Raw genomic sequence first — 21,047 nt, 5'->3', positions numbered from 1 at the left:
TCAGTCGACCGAGGCTTCCAGCGATTCCATGTCGTCGTCCGAGAGTCCGAAATGGTGGCCGATCTCGTGGATCAGGACGTGGCTGACGATGGTGCCGAGCGTTTCCTCGTGCTCGGCCCAGTAGTCGAGGATCGGCCGGCGATAGAGGAGAATGCGGTTCGGCAGTTCGCCCGTGCCGGGGACGTCCGATTCGCCGAGCGCGCGGCCCTCGAAGAGACCGAGGATGTCGAACGGGCTTTCGAGGCCCATCTCCTCCACCACAGCGTCTTCCGGAAAATCGGCGATGAAGAAGCGAATCTCGCCGCACAGCGCGCGAAAGGCTTCCGGAAGGCCGGCATAGGCCTCGAGCGCCAGACTCTCGAACACATCGAGCCCCGGCGCCATGCGCCCGCCCCAGTCCTCGCTCCGATCGAGCAACGCCATCGTATTCATACCCTGCCACCCCGTTTCGCGGCGAAGATAGGGGGCCGCACGTGCCGCGTCACGCACACAGACGCAAGGCGCGAGCGATGGCCACGGTATTGGCTGAGAACCGCGCCGGCATCGCGGCTTGCCACGGCTTTCTCAGGAGCCCCGGACTCGGTCCAAGGCGTCATGAGCTCTCGGGTCAGGACCAAGGACCTATCGTGCCGACTGGCGGACCATCTCCAGGAAGGCCCGCATTGCCGCGCTCTGGTGCCGCTTGTCGGGGTAGTAGAGGAACCAGCTCGGCAATCTCGGGCTCCAGTCGGCGAGCACTTCGACGAGCGAACCGTCCGCAATATGCGAACGCGCGTAGTCTTCGAACACATGCGCGATGCCCTGACCGGCAATTGCCGCCTGAAGCTCCTGATGAGCCGAACTGAGAGTAAGCCGGCCTTCAGGCGTGATCTGGAGGCTCTCGTCGCCCTTCTGGAATGCCCAATCGGCGAGCGCGCCGCCGGGATAACGTCGCCGGATGCAGTCATGGCCGATGAGATCTGAGGGTGTTCCGGGCCGCCCTCGCTCGTTGAGATAGTCCGCCGAAGCGACAATCGCGTAGCGTAACGGCCGCCCCAGCGGTACCGCGATCATGTCCTGCTGGAGCTGCTGGCCGAACCGGACGCCTGCATCGAAGCCGTGTTCGACGATATCGATGATCGCCGCGTCGCTGACGATCTCGATCTTCACTGCCGGATGAGCCTTCATGAAGGCGAACGCGAGCGGACATAGAATGTGGTCCACGGCCGGTCCAGGCGCATTGATCCGGAGCGTGCCGGACGGCTCTTCGCGCAACCGGTCGAGTTCGACCAGTGCCGAGTTGATGTCGTCGAGAGCCGGGCGCAGCCGCTCCAGGAGACGCTCACCCGCCTCCGTCAGCGCCATACTGCGCGTCGTGCGGTTCAGCAGCCGGATTCCGAGCGTCTGCTCCAGTCCGCGGATCGCTTGGCTGATCACCGACTGGGAAACCCCACGCGCCGCAGCAGCGGCGCGGAAGCCGCCGGCGCGAACGACCAGCGCGAAAACCTCCAGATGATCGAGTCGTACCGTCAATTGATCTCGTTTAGCGATCGGCCTGATTGCTTTTGCCAAGCTTATCAAAACAGTGCTTCGGCGTCACCTTTCCGCGTGAACCACGGTCGATCCGCGACCGACCATTTGCGCGTGCGGGAAGGAACACCATGCTGACGATCAACCGACGCAAGATCATGTTGACCGCGCTCGCAGGGGCGTCCGGAACACTGATTGGCCTTGGCCGCCCCAATACGGTCCTGGCGCAAGCCCCCGCACCGTCGACCGCAGCGCTTATCGGCAATGCTGGCCACTATCGGTTCCAGGTCGGTGACATCGCCGTGACAGTGCTCAGCGACGGGCTCATCGGAGGGCCGCCGACCGTCTATGCCGGGGACGCGAACGAGGCCGAGCTCGAGGAGGTTCTGCGGCGGGCCTTTCTACCGACCGACCACATGACACTGAACCTGAACACGCTGCTTCTCGAAGTTGGCGGGCGCCGGGTCCTCCTGGAGGCGGGAGCGGGCGGCACGATGGGGCCGAACGGCGGGCGCCTGTTCGACAACCTCGCCGCGGTCGGGCTTTCCGCCGACGATATCGACACCATCGTGATCTCGCACACCCATCCGGATCACGTCGGCAATCTCCGGGCGGCTGATGGCGGGCGGGCCTTCCCGCGCGCGACCGTCATGGTCCCTCGCGCGGACTGGGCCTTCTTCGTCGAGAACGATCCGGACCTCTCCTACATGCCCGTGCCGGAGGAATTTCGGAGACGTTTCGCGGCCAACATCAAGGAGAGCGTGGAGCCAGTCGCGAACGGCATCGAGTTCTACGAGGCGGGTGATGAAGTCCTGTCCGGCCTGACGACGATCGCCGCCGCCGGCCATACGCCCGGAATGGCGGCCTTTCTCGTCCATTCGGGTGACGACCAGCTCCTTTTGACAGCCGATCTCGCCTACCACCCGGTCGTTAACATCGACCGGCCATGGCGGCCGGGGCCGGATCGCGACCAGGACGCGGCCGCGAGCGCACGGCGGCGCATCTTCGACCGGGCGGCGGCCGACCGGACCCTCGTCCTCGGCTTCCACTACCCCTTCCCCGGCCTCGGCCGGATCCTGCGCACCGATACCGGCTATGCGTGGGTTCCCGCCGGCTGGCAGTTCTAATTCTCGCTCGAAAGGCTGAACTCGATGCAGAACGAAACCCTGAAGATCGATCGTCGCAGCTTTCTCGGAGCAGCGGGCGTGGCGGCAGGGGCCACCGCGATGGGGATCGCCACGGCCGCAACCGGCCCCGTCTACGCGCAGGCCGGCGCGCAGGCTCCTGAAGCTGCGGATCCGCAGCTCTCGGAACCCGTCATCACCCGCCAGATCGGGCGAACGGGGCGCAGCGTCACGGCGCTTGGCCTCGGCACGTTCCTGACCTTCGACCTCTTGCCGGGAGATCCGCGCGATCGGCTGCGCGAGGTGGTCTCACGCTACGTGGCCGGCGGCGGCGGTCTCATCGACACCTCGCCTCTCTACGGCTCGGCGGAGGTGACCGTCGGCGCGTTCCTTTCCGAACTGCCGGGCACGGGGGACGTGTTCCTTGCCAACAAGATCTGGTCGACCGGCTCGTATCTCGGCGACACCAGCCATGCGACGGCGAGCCTCGAGCAATCCCGGCTGCGCACCTGGCGGCCGGTGATTGACCTGATGCAATGCCACTCCATCACCAATGCCGGCGTCGTCCTTCCGCTTCTTCAGGCCTGGAAACGGGAGGGGCTCGTCGGCCACGTCGGCGTCACGCATCATGAAGCCTCCTACCAGGGCGAACTGGCAGACATCGTCGAGCGGGGCGCGGTGGACGTCGTCCAGACGAACTATTCGATCTTCGACCGGGCGGCGGAGGAGCGGCTTCTGCCTGCCGCATCCGATCAGGGCGTCGGCGTCCTGGTGAACCTCCCGCTGGAGAAGGCGCGCCTGACGCATATCGTCGAGGGGCACGCGCTTCCGGATTTCGCCGCCGAGTTCGGAGCCACGAGCTGGGCGCAGTTCTTCCTCAAATGGGTTATCGCACATCCGGCGGTGACCTGCGTTCTATGCGGCACGTCCAACCCGGACCACATGTCCGACAATCTCCACGCAATGCGCGGTCCTCTGCCCGACGAGGCGATGCGCCGGCGCATGGTGCGTCACATGGAGACGATCCCCGGCTTTGATGCGATCGGAACCATGGCCTGGTATCCGGGTAAGGGCGATCTGTATCGAGGACAAATCCGGGAGTCGCAGGCGCTGGCACAGCGCCGGCTCGGAGGCTGAGCGCATTCAGCCTGCCAGCACTCCGATTCGCGCATGGCCAAGGTGTTGCGCCCGCTCGCGCATCGTGCGGCGCTGAAGCTATCCGAAGCTAAGGTGAAGCGTAACGAGCGGGAGTGGGACACGCTCCTGACTGGATCTTGAAGGGCGGAACCACCAATCGGGTCAACGACAAGATGGTCGGTCTCGAACACCCCAGGAAGAAGCTGGACGTGTTCCCCGCGGAGGCCGTCGAGCCCCCCCCTGCTGCATCCGGGATGGCGGCGTTCTACTGGATCCAGATCGCTGAACTTTACGAGACCCGCCATCGGATGCCGAGGCGAAGCGCATGACAGCCTGCGAACTCATCCGCTCGCTGGTCATTCGACGCCCGTGGAGAGAAAAATCGGGATCGACCTTCGGGGCGATCTTGCTGGAACCCCCATGATATCCCCGAAAAGCAAAAACCCCGCCACAAGGACGGGGATCGCACGTTTATATGGTTGCGGGGGCAAGATTTGAACTTGCGACCTTCAGGTTATGAGCCTGACGAGCTACCGGGCTGCTCCACCCCGCGCCATGTCCGCTGGCGCGCTGCGCCGTCGGTGAGAGCGATATAGGCGATCATGACCGTCCTGTGAAGCCCCTGCGGACGAGAAAAGAAGTCATGCCCGCGCGAAACCGCTTTCGCGCGCCTGTCCTGCCGGACCCGCAATAGGCCACGATGGCGGTTCTTGCGCAAGCCCGCCATCCTGTCTCCCCTGCCCGCGATCGATACCCGGCCCTCGCGGCCTTGCCCTCAGTCCCTGAGCGCGCGGCGCAGCACCTTGCCGACGCCGGTCTTCGGCAACTCGTCGCGGAATTCCACCGCCTTCGGCCGTTTGTAGCCCGTCATGTTCTCTCGGCAGTAGGCCTTCACCTGCTCTTCCGTGATCGAAGGGTCGCTCCTCACGACGTAGAGCTTCACGGCCTCGCCGGAGTTCTCGTCCTCAATGCCGACAGCCGCTGCCTCGACGACGCCCGGCATATGGGTGACGATCTCCTCGATCTCGTTCGGATAGACGTTGAAGCCGGAGACATTGATCATGTCCTTCTTGCGGTCGACGATCTTGATCGCCCCGCGCTCGTCGATCGTCCCGATGTCGCCGGTGCGGAAGAAGCCGTCATGGGTGAAGACTTTCGCGGTCTCCTCCGGCCGGTTCCAGTAGCCCTTCATCACCTGAGGCCCGCGGATGACGATCTCGCCGCGCTCGCCCTGCGGCAGCTCGCGCTCGTCCTCGTCGATGATCTTGGCCTCCGTCGAGGGCACCGGAAAGCCGATCGTGCCGGTGAAGGCGGTCGAGGTCACGACGTTGCACGTCGCCACCGGCGACGTCTCTGAAAGGCCGTAGCCCTCGCAGATCGGGCAGCCGGTCGTCTCCAGCCAGAGCTTGGCCGTTGCGGGCTGCACGGCCATGCCGCCGCCGACCGAGAGTTTCAGCGTCGACCAGTCCACGGTCTTCGCGTCCGGATGCCGCGCGATCGCCCCGAACAGCGTGTTGACCGCCGGGAAGAGGTGGAACTTGTGGGCCTTCAGTTCCTTGATCACCGCCGGTATGTCGCGCGGATTGATGATCAGGATGTTGCAGCCTCCCGTGCGCCCGGCCAGCATCATGTTCACGGTGAAGCCGAAAATATGGTAGAGTGGTAGCGCGCACACGGTGTTGGGCTGCTCTTCGGTCTCGATCAGGCTCATGGCCGGCTCGTGCCACGCCTCGGCCTGCAGGACGTTCGAGACGACGTTCGAGTTGGTGAGCGTCGCCCCCTTCGAGACACCGGTCGTGCCGCCCGTATACTGGAGGACGGCGACGTCTTCCGGGCCGGTCTCCACAGGTGTGAAGCGCGCGCCCTTGCCGCGGCCCATGGCCTCCTTCCAGGTGATCGAGCCCGGCAGCGAGAAGGCCGGCACCATCTTCTTCACGTGCCGCAGCACGAGGTTGACGACGAAGCCTTTCACGGCCGGCAGCATGTCGCCCACCGAGGCGACGACGACGTGTTCGACCGGCACCTTCGAGCGGCATGCCTCGAGCGTCTTGGCCATGTTCTCGAGGATGACGATGGCCTTGGCGCCGGAATCCTTGAGCTGGTGCTCCAGTTCGCGCGGCGTGTAGAGCGGATTGGTGTTGACCACCACCATCCCGGCGCGCAGCACGCCCGCCACCGCCACCGGATATTGCAGGACGTTCGGCATCATCAGCGCCACGCGATCGCCGGGCTGGAGCCCGGTCGACTGCAGATAGGCCGCAAAGACGCGCGAAGCCTCGTCGAGCTCGCGATAGGTCATCGTGCGGCCCATGAACTTGAAGGCCGGCTTCTCGCCATGGCGACCGAACGCTTCCTGGAGGAGTTCGGAAAGCGAGCGATAGGGAATTTCCGGCAGTTCGGCCGGCACGCCCTCGGGGTAGTTCTGCAGCCACGGCTTGTTCATGAAATTTCCTCCCTTCATTGTTCCTCCAACCCATCGATATACGAAGGGTGATCCTGCGGAAATGCCTTTCCGTTTACGTCAAAGACGGACCGCGCCACCGCGGCCTGTCGGCGCCGAGGCGCGGAGATGGCTCGTCAAGCGCGAGCGTCGCGTCTGTGAACCGGATCGGCGTGCGCAGGCCCGGCACCCCCTTCGCCTCGATGCGCATAGCGCGATGGAGGACCTGCGGGTCCTCGAACACGTCTGCGACCGTGTTGATGGGACCGGCCGGCACGCCTGCCGCCTCGAGACCTGCCAGCAGCGGATCGCGCTCCCAGCCGGCGATCGCCTGCGCGAGGATCGCGACCACCTCGGCGCGGTTTGCGACACGCGCCTCGTTGGTCGCCGCGCGCGGGTCCGCCGGCAGGTCGGCAAGGCCGAGGATCGCGGCGAGCTTTGCGAACTGGCGATCGTTGCCGCAGGCGACGATGACGTGCCCGTCGGCGACGGCGAAGGTCTGGTAGGGCACGATGTTGGGATGCGCATTGCCCATGCGGGTCGGCGTCGCGCCGGCGAAATGGTTGAGCGCCTGATTGGCGAGGACACCCGTCATGCAGTCCATCAGCGCCATGTCGATATGGTCGCCGACGCCGAGGCGCTCGCGGCGCAGGAGGGCCGCCTGGATCGCCACCACGCCGTAGAGCCCGGTGAAGATGTCGGCGAAGGCGACGCCGATCTTCTGCGGCTCGCCGGCCGGGTCGCCCGTCAGGTCCATGATCCCGCCCATCCCCTGGATCATGAAATCGTAGCCCGCGCGCGCCGCATAGGGGCCGTCCTGCCCGAACCCCGTCACCGAGCAGTAGACGAGGCGCCGGTTGATCTCGCGCAGGCTCGCATAGTCGAGACCGTACTTCTTCAGGCCGCCCACCTTGAAGTTCTCGATGAGGACGTCCGCCTCGCGAACGAGGTCGAGGACGAGCGCACGGCCTTCCGCGCTGGTGAAATCAGCGGTCACGGAGCGCTTGCCGCGGTTGCAGGCGTGGAAATAGGCCGCGGCTCGTTCGCCCTCGTTCTCGATGAAGGGCGGCCCCCAGGCGCGCGTGTCGTCCCCCGCCGGGCTCTCGATCTTGATGACGTCAGCGCCGAGGTCGGCCAGCGTCTGCCCGATCCAGGGACCCGCGAGGATGCGGGCGAGCTCCAGGACCCTGATGCCCTGCAACGGCGGGGCGGCGAGCGCGGCGTCGGTCATCTGCGAGTATCCTCCATCTCTGCGTCCGGGCTATCTGGCACGCAGGGTCGGAAGAGGCTACCCGCGCGCCCCGCCGAACTGCTATGGCTCCCCGCGTGACCCTTTCCGCCTCCTCCGCACCCGCCGTCCGCCAGGCCGTCTATGGCGAGCCCGACCCCGGTCTCGTCGATGTCGACGCGTCAGCCGCGCAGCTCTCGCCGTTTCGCGAGGGCTCGCTCGACATCGCCGGCCTTCCCGACGAAAGCCTGGAAACGATCGTCGTCGCCGCGCCGCCCGGTGCTGCCGAACGCCGCTTCGTCCTCGCCCACGCCCTGCGCGCGCTCAGGCCCAGCGGACGCCTGACGGCCCTGGCAGCCAAGGACAAGGGCGGCGCGCGCATCGCGGGCGAATTGGAAGCCTTCGGCTGCGCCGTGTCCGAGCGCTTCAAGGCGCGCCAGCGCATCTGCGAGTGCGAGCGGCCCTTGGAACTTGCAGCAGGTCTCGACCCGGCCATCGCGCAAGGGGCACCGCGTTTCGACGAGGCGCTCGGCCTGTGGTCGCAGCCCGGCGTCTTCTCGTTCGACCGGATCGACCCCGGCAGCGCGCTGCTTATGTCCCACCTGCCGACCCTCAAGGGTCGTGGAGCCGATCTCGGCGCTGGGCTCGGAATCCTGTCGCGCGCGATCCTGGCGAGCGAGGCCGTCACGTCCCTGACCCTCGTCGAGATCGACCGCCGGGCCGCCGAGGCGGCGCGCCGCAACGTTGTCGATCCGCGTGCGACCATCCTGTGGGCGGACGCTCGCCGCAGCGCCCTCTCCGGTCTCGATTTCGTCGTGACGAACCCGCCCTTCCACGCCGAGGGCGCCGAGGACAAGTCGCTGGGGCAGGAGTTCGTTCGCGCGGCCGCCGCGATGCTCGCCCGTGGCGGCACATTGCATCTCGTCGCCAATCGGCACCTGCCCTACGAAGCGGTGCTGCGCGCCGCCTTCCGCAGCGTCGAAACGGTCGCCGAGGGCGGCGGCTACAAGATCTTCGAGGCGCGCAAGGGATGAAGACGCCGACAGCACGCCTCGACAAGCTTCTGTCTGGCATGGGCTACGCCTCGCGGCGCGAGATCCAGATGCTGGCGAGAAACGGGCGCATCCGCCTCGACGGCGCGCCGCTGTCCGCCGGCGACGAGCGGCTGAAGCTGACGCCCGATCTGGAGGACCGCCTCGACGTGGACGGCGAGGGGCTCGACCCGCTGCCGGGCTTTGCGCTGATGCTGCACAAGCCGCTCGGCGTGACCTGCTCGCACAAGGAGGCCGGGCCGCTCGTCTACGATCTTCTGCCGGCGCGCTGGCGGCGGCGCGAGCCTGCGATCTCCACGGTCGGCCGGCTCGACAAGGAGACCTCGGGCCTGCTCCTGATGACGGACGACGGGGCGCTCCTGCACCGCATCATCTCGCCGCGCCGGCACGTGCCCAAGCGCTACCGCGCGCATCTCGCACGCCCGCTGGAGGGCACGGAGGCGGCGGCGTTCGCCAGCGGAACCTTGATGCTGGAGGGCGAGGACAAGCCGCTCAAGCCCGCCGAACTGGAGCCTGTCGGCGAGCGCGAGGCGGTGCTGACGGTCCACGAAGGACGCTACCATCAGGTGCGCCGCATGTTCGCCGCGCTCGGCAACCATGTGGAGGCGCTGCACCGCGAGCGCATCGGCGGGCTCGACCTTCCCGAAGACCTCGCGGCCGGGCAATGGCGCCGGCTCACGGTGGAGGATATCGCCGCGATCTTTTTGGCGCCTTCTTCCGATACGCGGTAAACCGGAAAACGCGGTGCGCCCGCGCCGCATCCAGATGAGGAATTCGACAATGCGCACGACCCTGTTCGCACTGGCGGTGACGGCCCTTATGGCGGCTCTCCCGCTACCGGCGGCCGCGCAGAACTTCAATGCAATGAGTTCGGCCGAACTCCTCGACACGGTCGAGAACACGCATCCGGCCGCCTATTTTGCGCTGGCGGCCAAACTCTACAACGAGGGCCGGCGTGAGGAAGCGGCGGAATGGCTCTATATCGGACAGATCCGCTATCGCTTCCATCTGACAGCCAATCCGGACCTGCCGCGCAGCGGCGACCCGGCGCTGTTCGATTCGCTGATGAACAATGTCGGGCGGCCGATCAACGAGTATATCGGCGGCGACTTCGACGAATGGCTCGCCACGATCGACGATGCGCTGGCCTGGGACGAGGCGTACCCGAACGGTTTCACCGATAAGACCGCCAACGCCGATGATCTCGCGACCGTAAGGGCGGGCCTCGCGTCGCTGCGCGAAAACCTTGCCGGGCGCCGGTCCGAGATCGAAAGCTATCGTCGGCTGAACGGCCTGCCGATCCGCTGAAGCTCGCACGCCTCGCTCAGCGCCCGGTCTCCTCCACGACATAGGAGAGGCAGCCATCGACGATGGGGGCGCAGAGAGTGTCTCTGCCTCCCGGCCCATCATTGTCGCCAGCATAGGCGAGCCGGTCCAGGACGCCGTCCACGAAGCGGAACTGGGCCTGGCAGGAGCCGCCGCCGCTGATCGACAGATTGGTGTTCGCGACCCAAAGCGGGGCGGAGAGATTGACGCCGCCCGCCTGGTTGCGAAGCTCGTAGTTCCAGATCGAGACGCCCGCCTCCGAATCCTCGTGCTGGCGCGTGGGGAAACCCGCGCACATGCGCACGTCTTCCTGGGTGAGACCCATCAGAACTGTCTTGGCCGAGTTGACCCGCTGCGCAGGGTAGGTGCCGGCGCACGCAGCGAGCGTGAAAACCATCAGAAGCGCCAGAAGCGCGCGCGGCGCGTTGTCGATACGTGCCATCGTCAATGGCTCCCGTATTTCCGGCCTCCCGGTGCAAAGCCTATTGCGGTGCGGCGAAAAGCCAACCCCCAAGCTTGCGCGAAACGTTCGGAAGAGATGCGACGGTCGTCAGACCGCCGGCCATTTGTGATGGAAAGTGCCTTCGCGATCGGTACGTTGGAAGGTGTGCGCGCCGAAGAGATCGCGTTGTCCCTGCGTGAGGTTCGCCGTACCGCGCGCGCGCCGGTAGTCGTCGAAATAGGCGAGCGCCGCCGAAAGCGCCGGCACCGGCAGGCCGGCCAGCGTGGCGCGCGAGACGGTGCGCCGCAGGGCGCCCTCGCCCTTCGAGACGCGCTCGACGAAGTCTGGCGCCAGAAGCAGGTTCGCCACCGAGCCTTTGTCGTAGCCGGCCGCGATGTCGTCGAGGAAGCGCGAGCGGATGATGCAGCCGGCACGCCAGATCCGGGCGATGGTGCCGAGCGGCAGTTCCCAGCCGTAATCCTTCGACGCGGTCTGCATCACCGCGAAGCCTTGCGCATAGGCGATGATCTTAGCGGTTTCCAGTGCCGCCTCCAGTTCGGCGATACCCGCGTCGTCACCGGCAAACTCCGGCTGCGTGGCGGTGAGGCCGGCATAGACTTCGGCGGCCTGGGCCCGCTCCTGAAGGCGCGACGAAATCGAGCGCGCCGAGACGGCGGCCTCCAGCGTCGTCGCGCCCGCACCGAGCTTCTGCGCCTCGATCACGGCCCAGCGGCCCGTACCCTTCTGACCGGCCGAATCGACGATCAGGTCGACGAGGTCCTTGCCCGTCTCGGGGTCCTTCTCGGCCAGAACGACCCCGGTTATCTCGATGAGATAGGACTGCAGCCCGCCCTCGTTCCAGCGCGAGAAGATCTTCGACATCGCCGCGTTGTCGAGATTCAGCCCGTCGCGCATGATGCCGTAGATCTCGGCGATCATCTGCATGTCGGCATATTCGATGCCGTTGTGGATGGTCTTGACGAAATTGCCGGCCCCGTCGGTCCCCAGATAGGCCACGCAGGGCTCGCCTTCGTGCCGCGCGGCGATCGCGCTGAGGATCGGTTCGAGGATGGCGTAGGCTTCCGGCGGGCCGCCGGCCATGATCGAGGCGCCGTAGCGCGCGCCGAGTTCGCCGCCCGAAACGCCGATGCCGCAGTAAAGCAGACCCGAGCCCTCCAGCGCCTTGGTGCGCCGGATCGTGTCGTTGAAATCGGTGTTGCCGGCGTCGACGATGATGTCGCCCTTTGACAGGAGCGGCGTCAGAGCCTCGATCTGCTGGTCGACGATGGGGCCGGCCGGCACCATCATCAGGACGATGCGCGGCGCTTCGATCGCCTGCACCATCTCGGAGAGCGAGCCGACCGACACGTAGCTGCCGCCGATCCCGCCGACCGCCTTCGCCAGGTCCGCAACCTTATCGGGCACGGGGTCGAAGCCCGTCGTCCCGAAACCGTGGCTGGCGATGTTGAGCACGAGATTCGCGCCCATCGTGCCGAGCCCCACCACGCCGATCTTCGTCGCCGCCTGTGCCATGACTGCCTCCGTGCCGTCCGTTCAGCCTCGAAGGCGCCCGGCGTGATACGCCAGATGATCGCCCATGAAGGTCGAGATGAAATTGTAGGAGTGGTCGTACCCTTCCCGCATGTTCAGCGTCAGGGGGATGCCCGCCTTTTCACAGGCCTCTTTCAGTAGCTCGGGCTTCAGCCCGTCCTCGAGGAATGTATCGGCGCTTCCCTGGTCGACGTAGAATTCGGGAAACCGCTTGCCGTCCTCGATCAGGAGACAGGCATCGTAGGCCCGCTGCGCCCGCTCGTCATGGCCGAGATACCGGTCGAGCGCAGGGCGCGACCAGCCCGCCGCCGTCGGCTTGACGATCGGGGCGAGCGCCGAGCAGCTGCGATAGAACTCGGGGTTCTTCAGGGCGATCGTCAGCGCGCCGTGACCGCCCATCGAATGGCCCATGATCGCCATGCGGTCGGTGTCGGCCGGGAAGTTGACCGCGAGATAGGCCGGCAGTTCCTCGGTGACGTAGGAGTACATGCGATAGTTCTCGGCGTAGGGCGCCTGCGTCGCGTCGACGTAGAAACCGGCACCGGAGCCGAACTTCCAATCGTCCTTGTCGTCGGGCACATGGTCTCCGCGCGGGCTCGTGTCGGGCAGCACGACGATCAGCCCGTGCTCCGCGGCCGCCCTGCGGTACTCACCCTTGTCCATGGCGTTCTGGTGCGTGCAGGTGAGACCTGAAAGAAACCACACGACGGGCAGTTTCTGCCCGGCTTGATGCTCTGGAACGAAGACCGCGAAGGTCATGTCGCAATCGGTGGTGCGCGAGCGGTGGCGATAGACGCCCTGTGTTCCGCCATGCGCCTTCGACGTCGAGATGGTCTCCACTGGCTACGCTCTCCTCGTTCGGAATCGGGACGTCACGCCGGCCGGCGCATGTCCACATGGGCAATGCCGTCCTCCAGATAGGCACCGGAGGCGGGGATGAAACCGTGCGCGGCGTAGAAGTTCTGCAGATGGGCCTGCGCGGATAGCACGATGGCTTCGCCGGGATGCAGTTCGGTGCAGCGGGCGACGGCGGCCTCCATCATGCGATGACCGAGCCCCGACCCCCGCGCAGAAGGCGAGGTGACGATGCGCCCGATACGCGGCGCGCCGTCATCGTCGGCGAGGATGCGCAGGCATCCCGCGAGCGTGTGCTCGCAAAGGACGCGCAGATGCAGGGCCTCGATGTCGAGACCATCGATCTCGGCAAAAGCACAGGCCTGCTCGACAACGAAGACCTCCACGCGCAGCTTCAGGAGGTCGTGAACCTCGCGGCCCGAAAGATCGCCGAAACGTGACCAGCGCCAATCCTCGTCGCACCTGCTTCGGTCGCCCGTCACGCCATTCGCCCCGCTCGTCACCGCGCTGCCGCGCCCTTCTCGATCCACTCGCGCAGGGCCTGGTTGACACGCGTCTGCCAACCACGGCCGGAAGCGCGAAGGGCCGAGACGACGTCCTCGTCCAGCCGAAGCGTCACGCGCTGCTTGGGATGCTCGACCTTTGGACGGCCGCGCCGGATCAGCGTCTCCCCGTGGTAGAGATCGGCACGCTCGAACATTTCATCTGTCCATGCCGGCGCATCATCGGGGTCGATCCAGCTGCTCTCGGACTTTTCTGGCTTCGCGCTCATGGCAGTGCCTCATCGAAATGACGTGCCGGCTTTCGCCCCTTGCCGTCCAGACGACCATCACGATCCGCTCGCGAAGGACGCCGTACGTCTGAAATCGCGCTTCGCCATAGTCGAAGCGCACATCCTCAAGCGTCAGCGTCGCCCCGGCGAAGACAAGCACGGCATCCACGAAATCGATGCCGCGCTCGTCCAGCGTCTTCCGGCGCTTGGCCGGATCGTAGCCGATCTCCATTAAATGTACCGACGCTTAATGGAGATCAAGCCTTGGAACTTCAATCAGTAGATGACCACCGAGCGGATCGACTTTCCCTCGTGCATGAGGTCGAAGGCGGTGTTGATCTCGTCCAGCGGCATGGTGTGGGTGATCAGATCGTCGATGTTGATCTTGCCGTCCATGTACCAGTCGACGATCTTCGGAACGTCCGTGCGCCCGCGCGCGCCACCGAAGGCCGTGCCCTTCCAGACGCGGCCGGTGACGAGCTGGAAGGGGCGCGTGGCGATCTCCTTGCCCGCTTCCGCGACGCCGATGACGATCGATTCGCCCCAGCCGCGATGGCAGCATTCCAGCGCCTGGCGCATCACGGCCGTGTTGCCTGTCGCGTCGAAGGAGAAGTCCGCCCCGCCGCCGGTGAGATCCTGGATCGCCTGCACGACCTTGTCGTTGCCGACCTCGCGCGGATTGACGAAGTCGGTCATGCCGAACTTCTTCGCCATCTCCACCTTGCTCGGATTGATGTCGACGCCGATGATCCTGTCGGCACCCACCATCTTCGCGCCCTGGATGACGTTGAGCCCGATGCCGCCGAGGCCGAAGACGACGACGTTCGCGCCCGGCCAGACCTTGGCCGTGTAGATCACCGCGCCGATGCCCGTCGTCACGCCGCAGCCGATGTAGCAGATCTTGTCGAAGGGGGCGTCCTCGCGCACCTTCGCCACCGCGATCTCCGGCAGGACGGTGAAGTTGGCGAAGGTCGAGCAGCCCATGTAGTGGAACACCTCGCCGCCTTCGCAGGAGAAGCGCGACGTGCCGTCCGGCATCACGCCCTGCCCCTGTGTGGAGCGGATGGCGGTGCACAGGTTCGTGCGGCGCGACAGGCAGCTTTTGCACTGGCGGCATTCGGGCGTGTAGAGCGGGATCACATGATCGCCCGGCTTCACGGAGGTCACGCCCGCGCCGACTTCGCGCACAATGCCCGCGCCCTCGTGGCCGAGGATCGCCGGGAACTTTCCTTCCGAATCGAGCCCCGAGAGCGTGTAGGCGTCGGTGTGGCAGACGCCCGTCGCCATGATCTCGACGAGGACTTCGCCGGCCTTCGGCCCGCCGATCTCGACGGTCTCGATGGTCAATGGCTTTGCGGCTTCCCAGGCGACAGCGGCACGTGTCTGCATGATGGTCTCCTTGTCGTCTTCGCTCGGTTGGCGCGAGACTAGTGCGGCTTCTAGCGACCGTCGCCCGAAAGTGCGACACCAGATGGAACAATCGCGGCGTCATTTACCGGCATGGCCCGTCCGCATCAATGGAAGTCGCGGCTCTTGGGCAGGAAGGGGGAAGGGCCTGGCCGCCGGACCTCGTCGGCCCGCGCCAGCGCCGAGCCGAGCGCGGCGGCCGCCTCGGTGATCCGTGGCGACACGGTCGGCCTGCCGCGCGGCGGGGTCGGCGCACGCAACGGGCTCTTCACGTGGTCGGTCGGCTGAAGCGTCTGCGCGCCATCGAGCCCACCCTCGGCGATGCGCGACAGAAGCGGCGACAGATCCTCGATCGTCTCGGCCAGGAGATGCACGACCCCCCGGTCCGACTGCACCCGCCCGTGAACCCGCATCAGCCGGGCCCCGAGCACCTGCGAGCGGAAGCGTTCGAACACCGTCGGCTTCACGATGACGTTGGCGATGCCGGTCTCGTCTTCGACGGTGATGAAGATGATGCCCTTGGCCGAGCCCGGCCTTTGCCGGATTAGGACAAGACCGCTGACCGAGACGCGCCGCCCGGACGGGGTTTCGGCGGATGCGGCGCAGGTCAGGATGGAGCGCCGACGCAGTTCCGCGCGCAGGAATGAGAGGGGATGGGCGCGCAGCGTGAGCGACAGGAAGCGGTAGTCGTTCACGACCTCCTCGCCCAACGGCATCGGCGGCAGCACCGCCTCGGTCTCCGATTGCAGATCCTTGCGGTCAGCCGTATCGAAGAGCGGCAGGCGCTCGGCCGCCCCTGCCTCGTCGAGCGCACGCGCCGCCCACAGGGCCTCGCGCCGCGTCAGGCCGAGGCAGGCGAAGGCGTCCGCGTCGGCCAGCCGCTCGACGGTGCGCCGCGAGGCGCCGGTGCGCAGCCACAGGTCGCGCACCGAATCGAAGGGCGTGCCCGTCTCGCGGATCCAGGCGATACGCCGCATTTCGGCCTCGGGCAGTCCCTTCACCTGCCGAAACCCGAGACGCACGGCATGGCGCGTCTTGATCGCGCCGGCCATTTCGCGATGGCGCGCGACGATGCGCGAAGGCTGGAAATCGGCCGGCTCTAGCGTCTGGTCCCAATGGGAATCGTTGACCGAGACCGGTCGCATCTCGACACCGTGCTCGCGCGCGTCCCGCACGAGCTGGGCCGGCGCGTAGAAGCCCATCGGCTGGGCGTTCAGGATCGCGGCCGCGAAGACGTCCGGATAATGGCATTTCAGCCAGCACGAGGCATAGACGAGGAGCGCGAAGGAGGCCGCATGGCTTTCCGGAAAGCCATACTCGCCGAACCCCTCGATCTGGCTGAAGCAGCGTTCGGCGAAATCGCGTTCATAGCCGTTGGCGACCATGCCTTCGATCATCTTGGTCTTGAAACTGCCCACCTCGCCCGAGCGTTTGAAGGTCGCCATGGCGCGGCGCAATCTGTCGGCTTCTGCCGGCTCGAAGCCCGCCGCCACAATGGCGATCTGCATTGCCTGTTCCTGGAACAGCGGCACCCCTTGCGTGCGCTCCAGAACCCTTCTGAGCTTCTCGCTGGGATAGGTAACAGGCTCCAGCTTCATGCGCCGCTTCAAATAAGGATGCACCATGTTGCCCTGGATCGGGCCAGGCCGCACGATCGCGACCTGGATGACGAGGTCGTAGAAGACCTTCGGCCGCATCTTGGGCAGCATCGACATCTGCGCCCGGCTCTCGATCTGGAAGACACCGAGCGTGTCGGCCCGATGGGTCATCTTCCATGTTGGCCCGTCCTCGTCGCGTTCGTGCCGCTTCTCCTCCAGCGGGACGCTCGCGAGCGACAGTCGCCGTCCATAATGCTTCTCGAGCATCTCGAAGCCGCGCTTCAGGCAGGACAGCATGCCGAGCGCGAGTATGTCGATCTTGAGGATTTCCAGCTCTTCGAGATCGTCCTTGTCCCATTCGACGATGGTGCGGCCCTCCATCGCCGAGTTCAGGATCGGCACCGTCTCGTCCACGCGTCCGCGCGTCAGCACGAAGCCGCCGACATGCTGCGACAGATGGCGCGGAAAACCCGAGATCTCGGCGCAGAAATCGAGGACGTTGCGTGTCGTCATGTCGGCCTCGGCGAGTCCCGCCGCACGGGCCTCGCGCTCCCCGAGGTCCGAGGAGGAATAGCCCCAGACCGAGCCGGACAGGGCGGCGACCGCATCCTCCGACAGACCGAAGGCCTTGCCGACCTCTCGCGCGGCCGAGCGGGCGCGATAGGAGATGACGGTCGCCGCCAGAGCCGCCGAGTCGCGCCCGTATTCCTCGAAGATCCATTCGATGATCTCCGCCCGGCGCTCGTGCTCGAAATCGATGTCGATGTCGGGAGGCTCGGCGCGGTCCTCCGAGATGAAGCGCTCGAAGAGAAGGTCGGCCAGCGCCGGATTAACCTCGGTCACGCCGATGCAGTAGCAGACGGTGGAATTGGCCGCAGATCCCCGGCCCTGGCACAGGATGCCCATGCGCCGGGCTGCCTCCACGATGCGCTGGACCGTGATGAAATAGGGCTCGTATTCCAGTTTCCCGATGAGCTTCAGCTCGTATTCGATCTGCCCGAGCACCTTGTTCGGAACGCCCTCCGGATAGCGCGCCTTCGCACCCTGATAGGCAAGGTGCCGCAACTCCTCTGCCGGCGTGCGGCCGAGCCTGAGCTTTTCCTCCGGGTAGACGTATTTCAGGCTCTTCAGGTCGAAGGAAAGCTCCAAGAAGAAGCGGCTGCTTTCGTCCAACGCATCAGGGTGATCGCGGAACAGGAAAGCCATCTCGTCCAGCGGCTTCAGATGGCGTTCGGCGTTCCTGGACAGAAGGAAGCCCGCTTCGTCGAGCGGCACATGCTCGCGGATGGCGGTGAGGACGTCCTGCATCGGGCGGCGGCCCTCGACATGGCAGAACACATCGTTCGTGGCCATCAGGGGCGCACCTTCCTCCCCGGCGATCCGCGCCGCGAGCGACAAGCGACGCGCGTCGAGCCCGTCGTGCCGCGCGGCGGCCGCAAGGCGCACGCGCATCTCGAACCGCTCGGCAAGAGGAGCGAGCGAGCGCCGGCAAAGATCCTGCGCGGTTTCGAAGGCCGGCCCGACCGCCCCCAGCGCATCGGGGGCGATCAGCGCGAGATTGAGCCCATCGCCCCATTCCAGGAGATCGCGGAGATAAAGAAGGCAGCTTCCCTTTTGCGCGCGAAGATTGCCGAGCGTCAGGAGCCGGCAGAGCCGGCCCCAGCCCTCGCGGTCGCGCGGATAGGCGAGAATGTCGGGGGTGCCGTCGCAGAAGACGAGCCGGGCGCCGGGCCGAAAGGCATAGGCCTCCTCGCGCGCCTGCTGGTAGGCGCGCACGACGCCGGCCACCGTGTTTCGATCGGCAAGGCCGATGCCGCCAAGGCCCAGAAGCTTGGCGGCGACGACGAGCTCCTTCGGGTGCGAGGCGCCGCGCAGGAACGAGAAATTCGAGGCGACGCCGAGTTCGCAAAACCCATCCCGAGCCGGGAAGAACCCCTGTTTCCGGGCCCTGGCCATCAGGCGAACAGCCCATGCAGATACCAGGCAGGCCGGCGCGCCTCGCCGTAGCGACCCTCGCGATAGAGCCAGAAGCGCCGCCCGGCCTCGTCTTCCACGCGCCAGTAGTCGCGCGTCTCACCGGCATCAGTGCGCCACCATTCGGGCGCGATGCGCTCCGGGCCCTCGACGCGGCACACCCTGTGCAGCGCACGGCGCCAGCGAAAGAGCGCCGGCGCGCCCTCGGGCACCTCGGCCGTCGTCTCCACCGGCTCGGGCGGGGCGAGAAGCCGCAGGGGCCGCGGGGCGATCTGCGCCTCGGGCAGGAGCGCCCGCGCAGCGCACTCTCCGCCCATTCCCGGACGACGGATCTGCGCGCGTTCGGGCCGGTGGCTTTCCACTGCGTCGAGGCCGTGGACGGCAACCTCCCCGAGGCGCGCGCTCAGCCGGTCGATCAGCGCCTCAACCGGCTCGCGGCGCTCGCCCGACGCCTCGGCGAACGTTGCCTGCGTCTCGTCCAGCGGATCGGCGACGAGGACGCAGAGCCGCACGAGATCGTAGCCGAAGCCTGCGTCGCGCTCCTCGCCGCCCGCCGTCAGGCGTTCCTTGAAAAGGCGCGACAGGCGGGCCGGGTTTCGCGCCGGGCGCGACAAGGCGACGTCGATGCGTTCGACCGCCCCGTCGACACGGAACAAAGCGAGTTCCAGGCGCCGGGCGCCTTCGCCGCGCCGCTCGAGGTCGCCTGCGACGCGGGCGGCCAGCACTTCGGCGATCCGCAGGATGTCCTCCTGGCGCGAGACAGGCTCGAACAGGCGCTGCTCGTGAAGGATGAGCGGCACCGGCCGCCGCGGGCCGATCGGGCTTCTCGCGCGCCCGGTCGCCTCGTCCAGCCGCCGCATGAAATCCGGCCCGAAGCGACGCGCGGCACCGGCGCGCGGCAGCGCGAGGACGTCGCCGACGCGCTTCAGGCCGAGTCGAGACAGGAGGGCGGCGGTGCGCGGCTCGGGCCCGAGCGCCGCAGCCGGCAGAGGCGAAAGCGCGTCCACCGCAGCGCCGGCGGCCAGCACCGTGCCGGGCGCATGGCGCGCGAGGGCGCGGGCCGTGGCCGCATGGGCGGCGACCGCGGCCTGCCCGGCGATCCCCTGCGCGCGAAGGCGCCGCACGATGTCGGTCAGCATGGCCGCTTCGCCACCGAACAGATGCGCACAGCCGGAAATGTCGAGGATCAGCCCGTCGGGCCCGTCGAACGCCACCAGCGGCGTCCAGCGCTCGCACCAGCAGGCGAGATCGTCCAGAAGCCGCGCCAGCGCGCCCTCGTCGGCAGGACGCGCGTCAAGACCTGGAAACCGGGCGCGTGCCTCCGCGAGCCCAAGGCCGGGAGACAGGCCGAGCGCCTGCGCGCTTTCGCAGAGCGCGCAGAGGCGAAGCGCGCCCTCCACCTTCTCGAAGAGCACGAGCGGTGCGGGGCCGTTGCCGCCGGCCGCGACCGGCGACGATGTCACCGCCCCGCGCGCGCGATGGGCGCTGCCGGGTACCTCGGCGAAGGAGAAGGCAGGTTGCGCGAGAACGTGTCGCGCCCGCCCCTCAGGCGCGTCCGATCGCCAGGCCGGGCCGAGTTCGGCCCGCCGCAACCGGTCGGTCGAAAGGAAGGGCAGCCACAGGGCGAGGAAGCGCTGCGGCACGGGACGCGGCGAAGATGTCGAATCGCTTGTCATGGACGTTCCACTCCAGAAGGAATTCACCGCTGCGCCCGCCCGGCGCCTTCTCCACGCGCAGGCGAAAGACCGGCGCGCCGATCAGCCTGTTCTGGCCGGCTATCGCGCGCACGGGCGCAGCCGGATGGGGCAGGACGCAGATGCGCACGGGGGCGGTCGTCGTCTCGGCCGACGCGCTCTGGCGCAGGAGGATGAAGGGCCGTCCGCTTTCGCGCGCCCGCAGATGCAGGCGCCGCGTGCCCTCCAGCGACAGGAGCTTCGGATTGCCGCGAATCTCCAGGACCGTGAGCGAGGGGGCACCCGAACGCGCGGCTTCCTCGCCGGCCCATACGGCATCCTGCGTCCGGCGCGCGCAGACCGTCACCAGCGCGCGGGGGTCGAGGCCGAACCCGGCGACACCCGCGCGGCAGGCGCTTCCCGCCTCGGCAAAGCCGTTGCCCTGGCCGATCCACAGGAGCGGATGGCGGCGTTCGGCGCCCAGAAGCACGGCGAGCGCCAGGCAAAGTCCCGTCGCGGCTCCGCTTTCGCGCGTCTCGCGCACCCGGATCTCGGTCAACCCCGCCCGCGAGAGCCCGCCCGACAGACAGGCGTCGAGACGCGCATGACCAAGGGAGAGGAGATCGGGCACTTTGCGGGCGGATTGCGCCCCGGCCCGGTTCACTCCACGACCCCGCCCCGATGGATCGCCGCGATCCTCGATCCGGGCGATCGCGAGGCGCAGCCGCTCCAGTCTGGCGGCGACAACGGAAGGCCGGGCGTCGTTGCCAGGCCCTTCTTCCGAAATCTCATGCTCCTGCCGAGCATCGAAAAAAGCCATAAGACACCCATCGGCCGAAGCGCATGGCGCCCGGCCGTCCAATCCGTCTCACGGGACGAATGTTCCTGATATGTTCTTATGGATTCCAGAGCGGCGGGCTAGAGTCAAGCAGAGGAAAGCCAGCGCCGAGTGGATGGCC

19 protein-coding genes and 1 tRNA gene are annotated in these 21,047 nt (G+C 67.1%); 5 read left to right on the top strand and 15 right to left on the bottom strand.

Annotation, left to right across the window (positions count from 1 at the left end; all coding sequences use genetic code 11):
- Together H1343_RS01880 and H1343_RS01875 are read right to left on the bottom strand one after the other, a co-directional pair.
- Complete coding sequence (locus tag H1343_RS01880) at window positions 1-423, bottom strand: metallopeptidase family protein (RefSeq protein WP_185984293.1); 423 nt, start codon at window positions 421-423, stop codon at window positions 1-3.
- Between the two features lie 198 nt (window positions 424-621).
- Window positions 622-1,512, bottom strand: a complete 891-nt coding sequence (locus H1343_RS01875) for a LysR family transcriptional regulator (protein ID WP_185984292.1) — start codon at window positions 1,510-1,512, stop codon at window positions 622-624.
- Window positions 1,513-1,667: 155 nt separating this feature from the next.
- Between H1343_RS01875 and H1343_RS01870 the strand changes: the two genes are divergently transcribed.
- Both H1343_RS01870 and H1343_RS01865 read left to right on the top strand, forming a co-directional pair.
- Window positions 1,668-2,636, top strand: a complete 969-nt coding sequence (locus H1343_RS01870; protein WP_185985421.1) for an MBL fold metallo-hydrolase — start codon at window positions 1,668-1,670, stop codon at window positions 2,634-2,636.
- A 24-nt stretch (window positions 2,637-2,660) separates the two neighbouring features.
- Window positions 2,661-3,770: an aldo/keto reductase gene (locus H1343_RS01865; RefSeq protein ID WP_185984291.1), complete on the top strand. Its 1,110-nt coding sequence runs from the start codon at window positions 2,661-2,663 to the stop codon at window positions 3,768-3,770.
- A 476-nt stretch (window positions 3,771-4,246) separates the two neighbouring features.
- On the opposite strand, the gene H1343_RS01860 is transcribed toward H1343_RS01865, so the two are convergent.
- The 3 genes from H1343_RS01860 to H1343_RS01850 form a co-directional block, all read right to left on the bottom strand.
- Window positions 4,247-4,323, bottom strand: a tRNA-Met gene (locus H1343_RS01860).
- A gap of 222 nt (window positions 4,324-4,545) precedes the next feature.
- Entirely contained in the window at window positions 4,546-6,213 is a 1,668-nt protein-coding gene (locus tag H1343_RS01855; protein WP_185984290.1) for a long-chain-fatty-acid--CoA ligase, read from the bottom strand.
- A gap of 73 nt (window positions 6,214-6,286) precedes the next feature.
- Entirely contained in the window at window positions 6,287-7,441 is a 1,155-nt protein-coding gene (locus tag H1343_RS01850; RefSeq protein WP_185984289.1) for a CaiB/BaiF CoA transferase family protein, read from the bottom strand.
- A 95-nt stretch (window positions 7,442-7,536) separates the two neighbouring features.
- Here H1343_RS01850 and H1343_RS01845 point away from each other — a divergent pair, with 95 nt between their 5' ends.
- The 3 genes from H1343_RS01845 to H1343_RS01835 are packed head-to-tail and all read left to right on the top strand — an operon-like array spanning window position 7,537 to window position 9,798.
- Window positions 7,537-8,472, top strand: a complete 936-nt coding sequence (locus H1343_RS01845) for a class I SAM-dependent methyltransferase (protein WP_246333200.1) — start codon at window positions 7,537-7,539, stop codon at window positions 8,470-8,472.
- A complete protein-coding gene (locus tag H1343_RS01840) occupies window positions 8,469-9,221 on the top strand; it encodes a pseudouridine synthase (RefSeq protein ID WP_185984287.1) in 753 nt (250 codons plus the stop codon). The genes H1343_RS01845 and H1343_RS01840 overlap by 4 nt, the downstream gene beginning before the upstream one ends.
- A gap of 49 nt (window positions 9,222-9,270) precedes the next feature.
- On the top strand, window positions 9,271-9,798 hold the full coding sequence (locus H1343_RS01835) for a hypothetical protein (RefSeq protein WP_185984286.1): 528 nt from the start codon (window positions 9,271-9,273) through the stop codon (window positions 9,796-9,798).
- A gap of 16 nt (window positions 9,799-9,814) precedes the next feature.
- Here H1343_RS01835 and H1343_RS01830 read toward each other — a convergent pair whose 3' ends face one another.
- From H1343_RS01830 to H1343_RS01785, 10 genes are all read right to left on the bottom strand, one after another.
- Window positions 9,815-10,258 (bottom strand): hypothetical protein, encoded by a 444-nt coding sequence (locus H1343_RS01830; RefSeq protein ID WP_185984285.1) that lies wholly within the window; start codon window positions 10,256-10,258, stop codon window positions 9,815-9,817.
- 108 nt (window positions 10,259-10,366) lie between these two features.
- Window positions 10,367-11,791: an NADP-dependent phosphogluconate dehydrogenase gene (gndA, locus tag H1343_RS01825; RefSeq protein WP_185984284.1), complete on the bottom strand. Its 1,425-nt coding sequence runs from the start codon at window positions 11,789-11,791 to the stop codon at window positions 10,367-10,369.
- Window positions 11,792-11,812: 21 nt separating this feature from the next.
- Window positions 11,813-12,649, bottom strand: coding sequence for an S-formylglutathione hydrolase (gene fghA, locus H1343_RS01820; protein WP_185984283.1), 837 nt, complete (start codon window positions 12,647-12,649; stop codon window positions 11,813-11,815).
- A gap of 32 nt (window positions 12,650-12,681) precedes the next feature.
- Window positions 12,682-13,146 carry a GNAT family N-acetyltransferase gene (locus tag H1343_RS01815; protein WP_185985420.1) on the bottom strand — a complete coding sequence of 155 codons (465 nt, stop codon included), beginning with the start codon at window positions 13,144-13,146 and terminating at the stop codon, window positions 12,682-12,684.
- A 17-nt stretch (window positions 13,147-13,163) separates the two neighbouring features.
- On the bottom strand, window positions 13,164-13,364 hold the full coding sequence (locus tag H1343_RS01810) for a BrnA antitoxin family protein (protein ID WP_246333198.1): 201 nt from the start codon (window positions 13,362-13,364) through the stop codon (window positions 13,164-13,166).
- 22 nt (window positions 13,365-13,386) lie between these two features.
- On the bottom strand, window positions 13,387-13,668 hold the full coding sequence (locus H1343_RS01805) for a BrnT family toxin (protein WP_185984281.1): 282 nt from the start codon (window positions 13,666-13,668) through the stop codon (window positions 13,387-13,389).
- Between the two features lie 44 nt (window positions 13,669-13,712).
- Complete coding sequence (locus tag H1343_RS01800; protein WP_185984280.1) at window positions 13,713-14,825, bottom strand: S-(hydroxymethyl)glutathione dehydrogenase/class III alcohol dehydrogenase; 1,113 nt, start codon at window positions 14,823-14,825, stop codon at window positions 13,713-13,715.
- A gap of 125 nt (window positions 14,826-14,950) precedes the next feature.
- Window positions 14,951-18,397 carry an error-prone DNA polymerase gene (locus H1343_RS01795; protein ID WP_185984279.1) on the bottom strand — a complete coding sequence of 1,149 codons (3,447 nt, stop codon included), beginning with the start codon at window positions 18,395-18,397 and terminating at the stop codon, window positions 14,951-14,953.
- The gene (locus H1343_RS01790) at window positions 18,397-19,815 is read right to left on the bottom strand and encodes a Y-family DNA polymerase (protein ID WP_246333483.1); all 1,419 of its coding nucleotides are present in this window, start codon (window positions 19,813-19,815) and stop codon (window positions 18,397-18,399) included. The genes H1343_RS01795 and H1343_RS01790 overlap by 1 nt, the downstream gene beginning before the upstream one ends.
- Before the next feature lie 145 nt (window positions 19,816-19,960).
- Entirely contained in the window at window positions 19,961-20,908 is a 948-nt protein-coding gene (locus H1343_RS01785) for an ImuA family protein (RefSeq protein WP_185984278.1), read from the bottom strand.
- Between the last annotated feature and the right edge of the window lie 139 nt (window positions 20,909-21,047).

The sequence above is a fragment of the Aureimonas mangrovi genome (assembly GCF_014058705.1).
In the GTDB taxonomy this organism is placed as follows: domain Bacteria; phylum Pseudomonadota; class Alphaproteobacteria; order Rhizobiales; family Rhizobiaceae; genus Aureimonas; species Aureimonas mangrovi.
The sequence above is the reverse complement of the archived record's forward strand: the minus strand, read 5'-3'. Positions and strand labels throughout refer to the sequence as shown.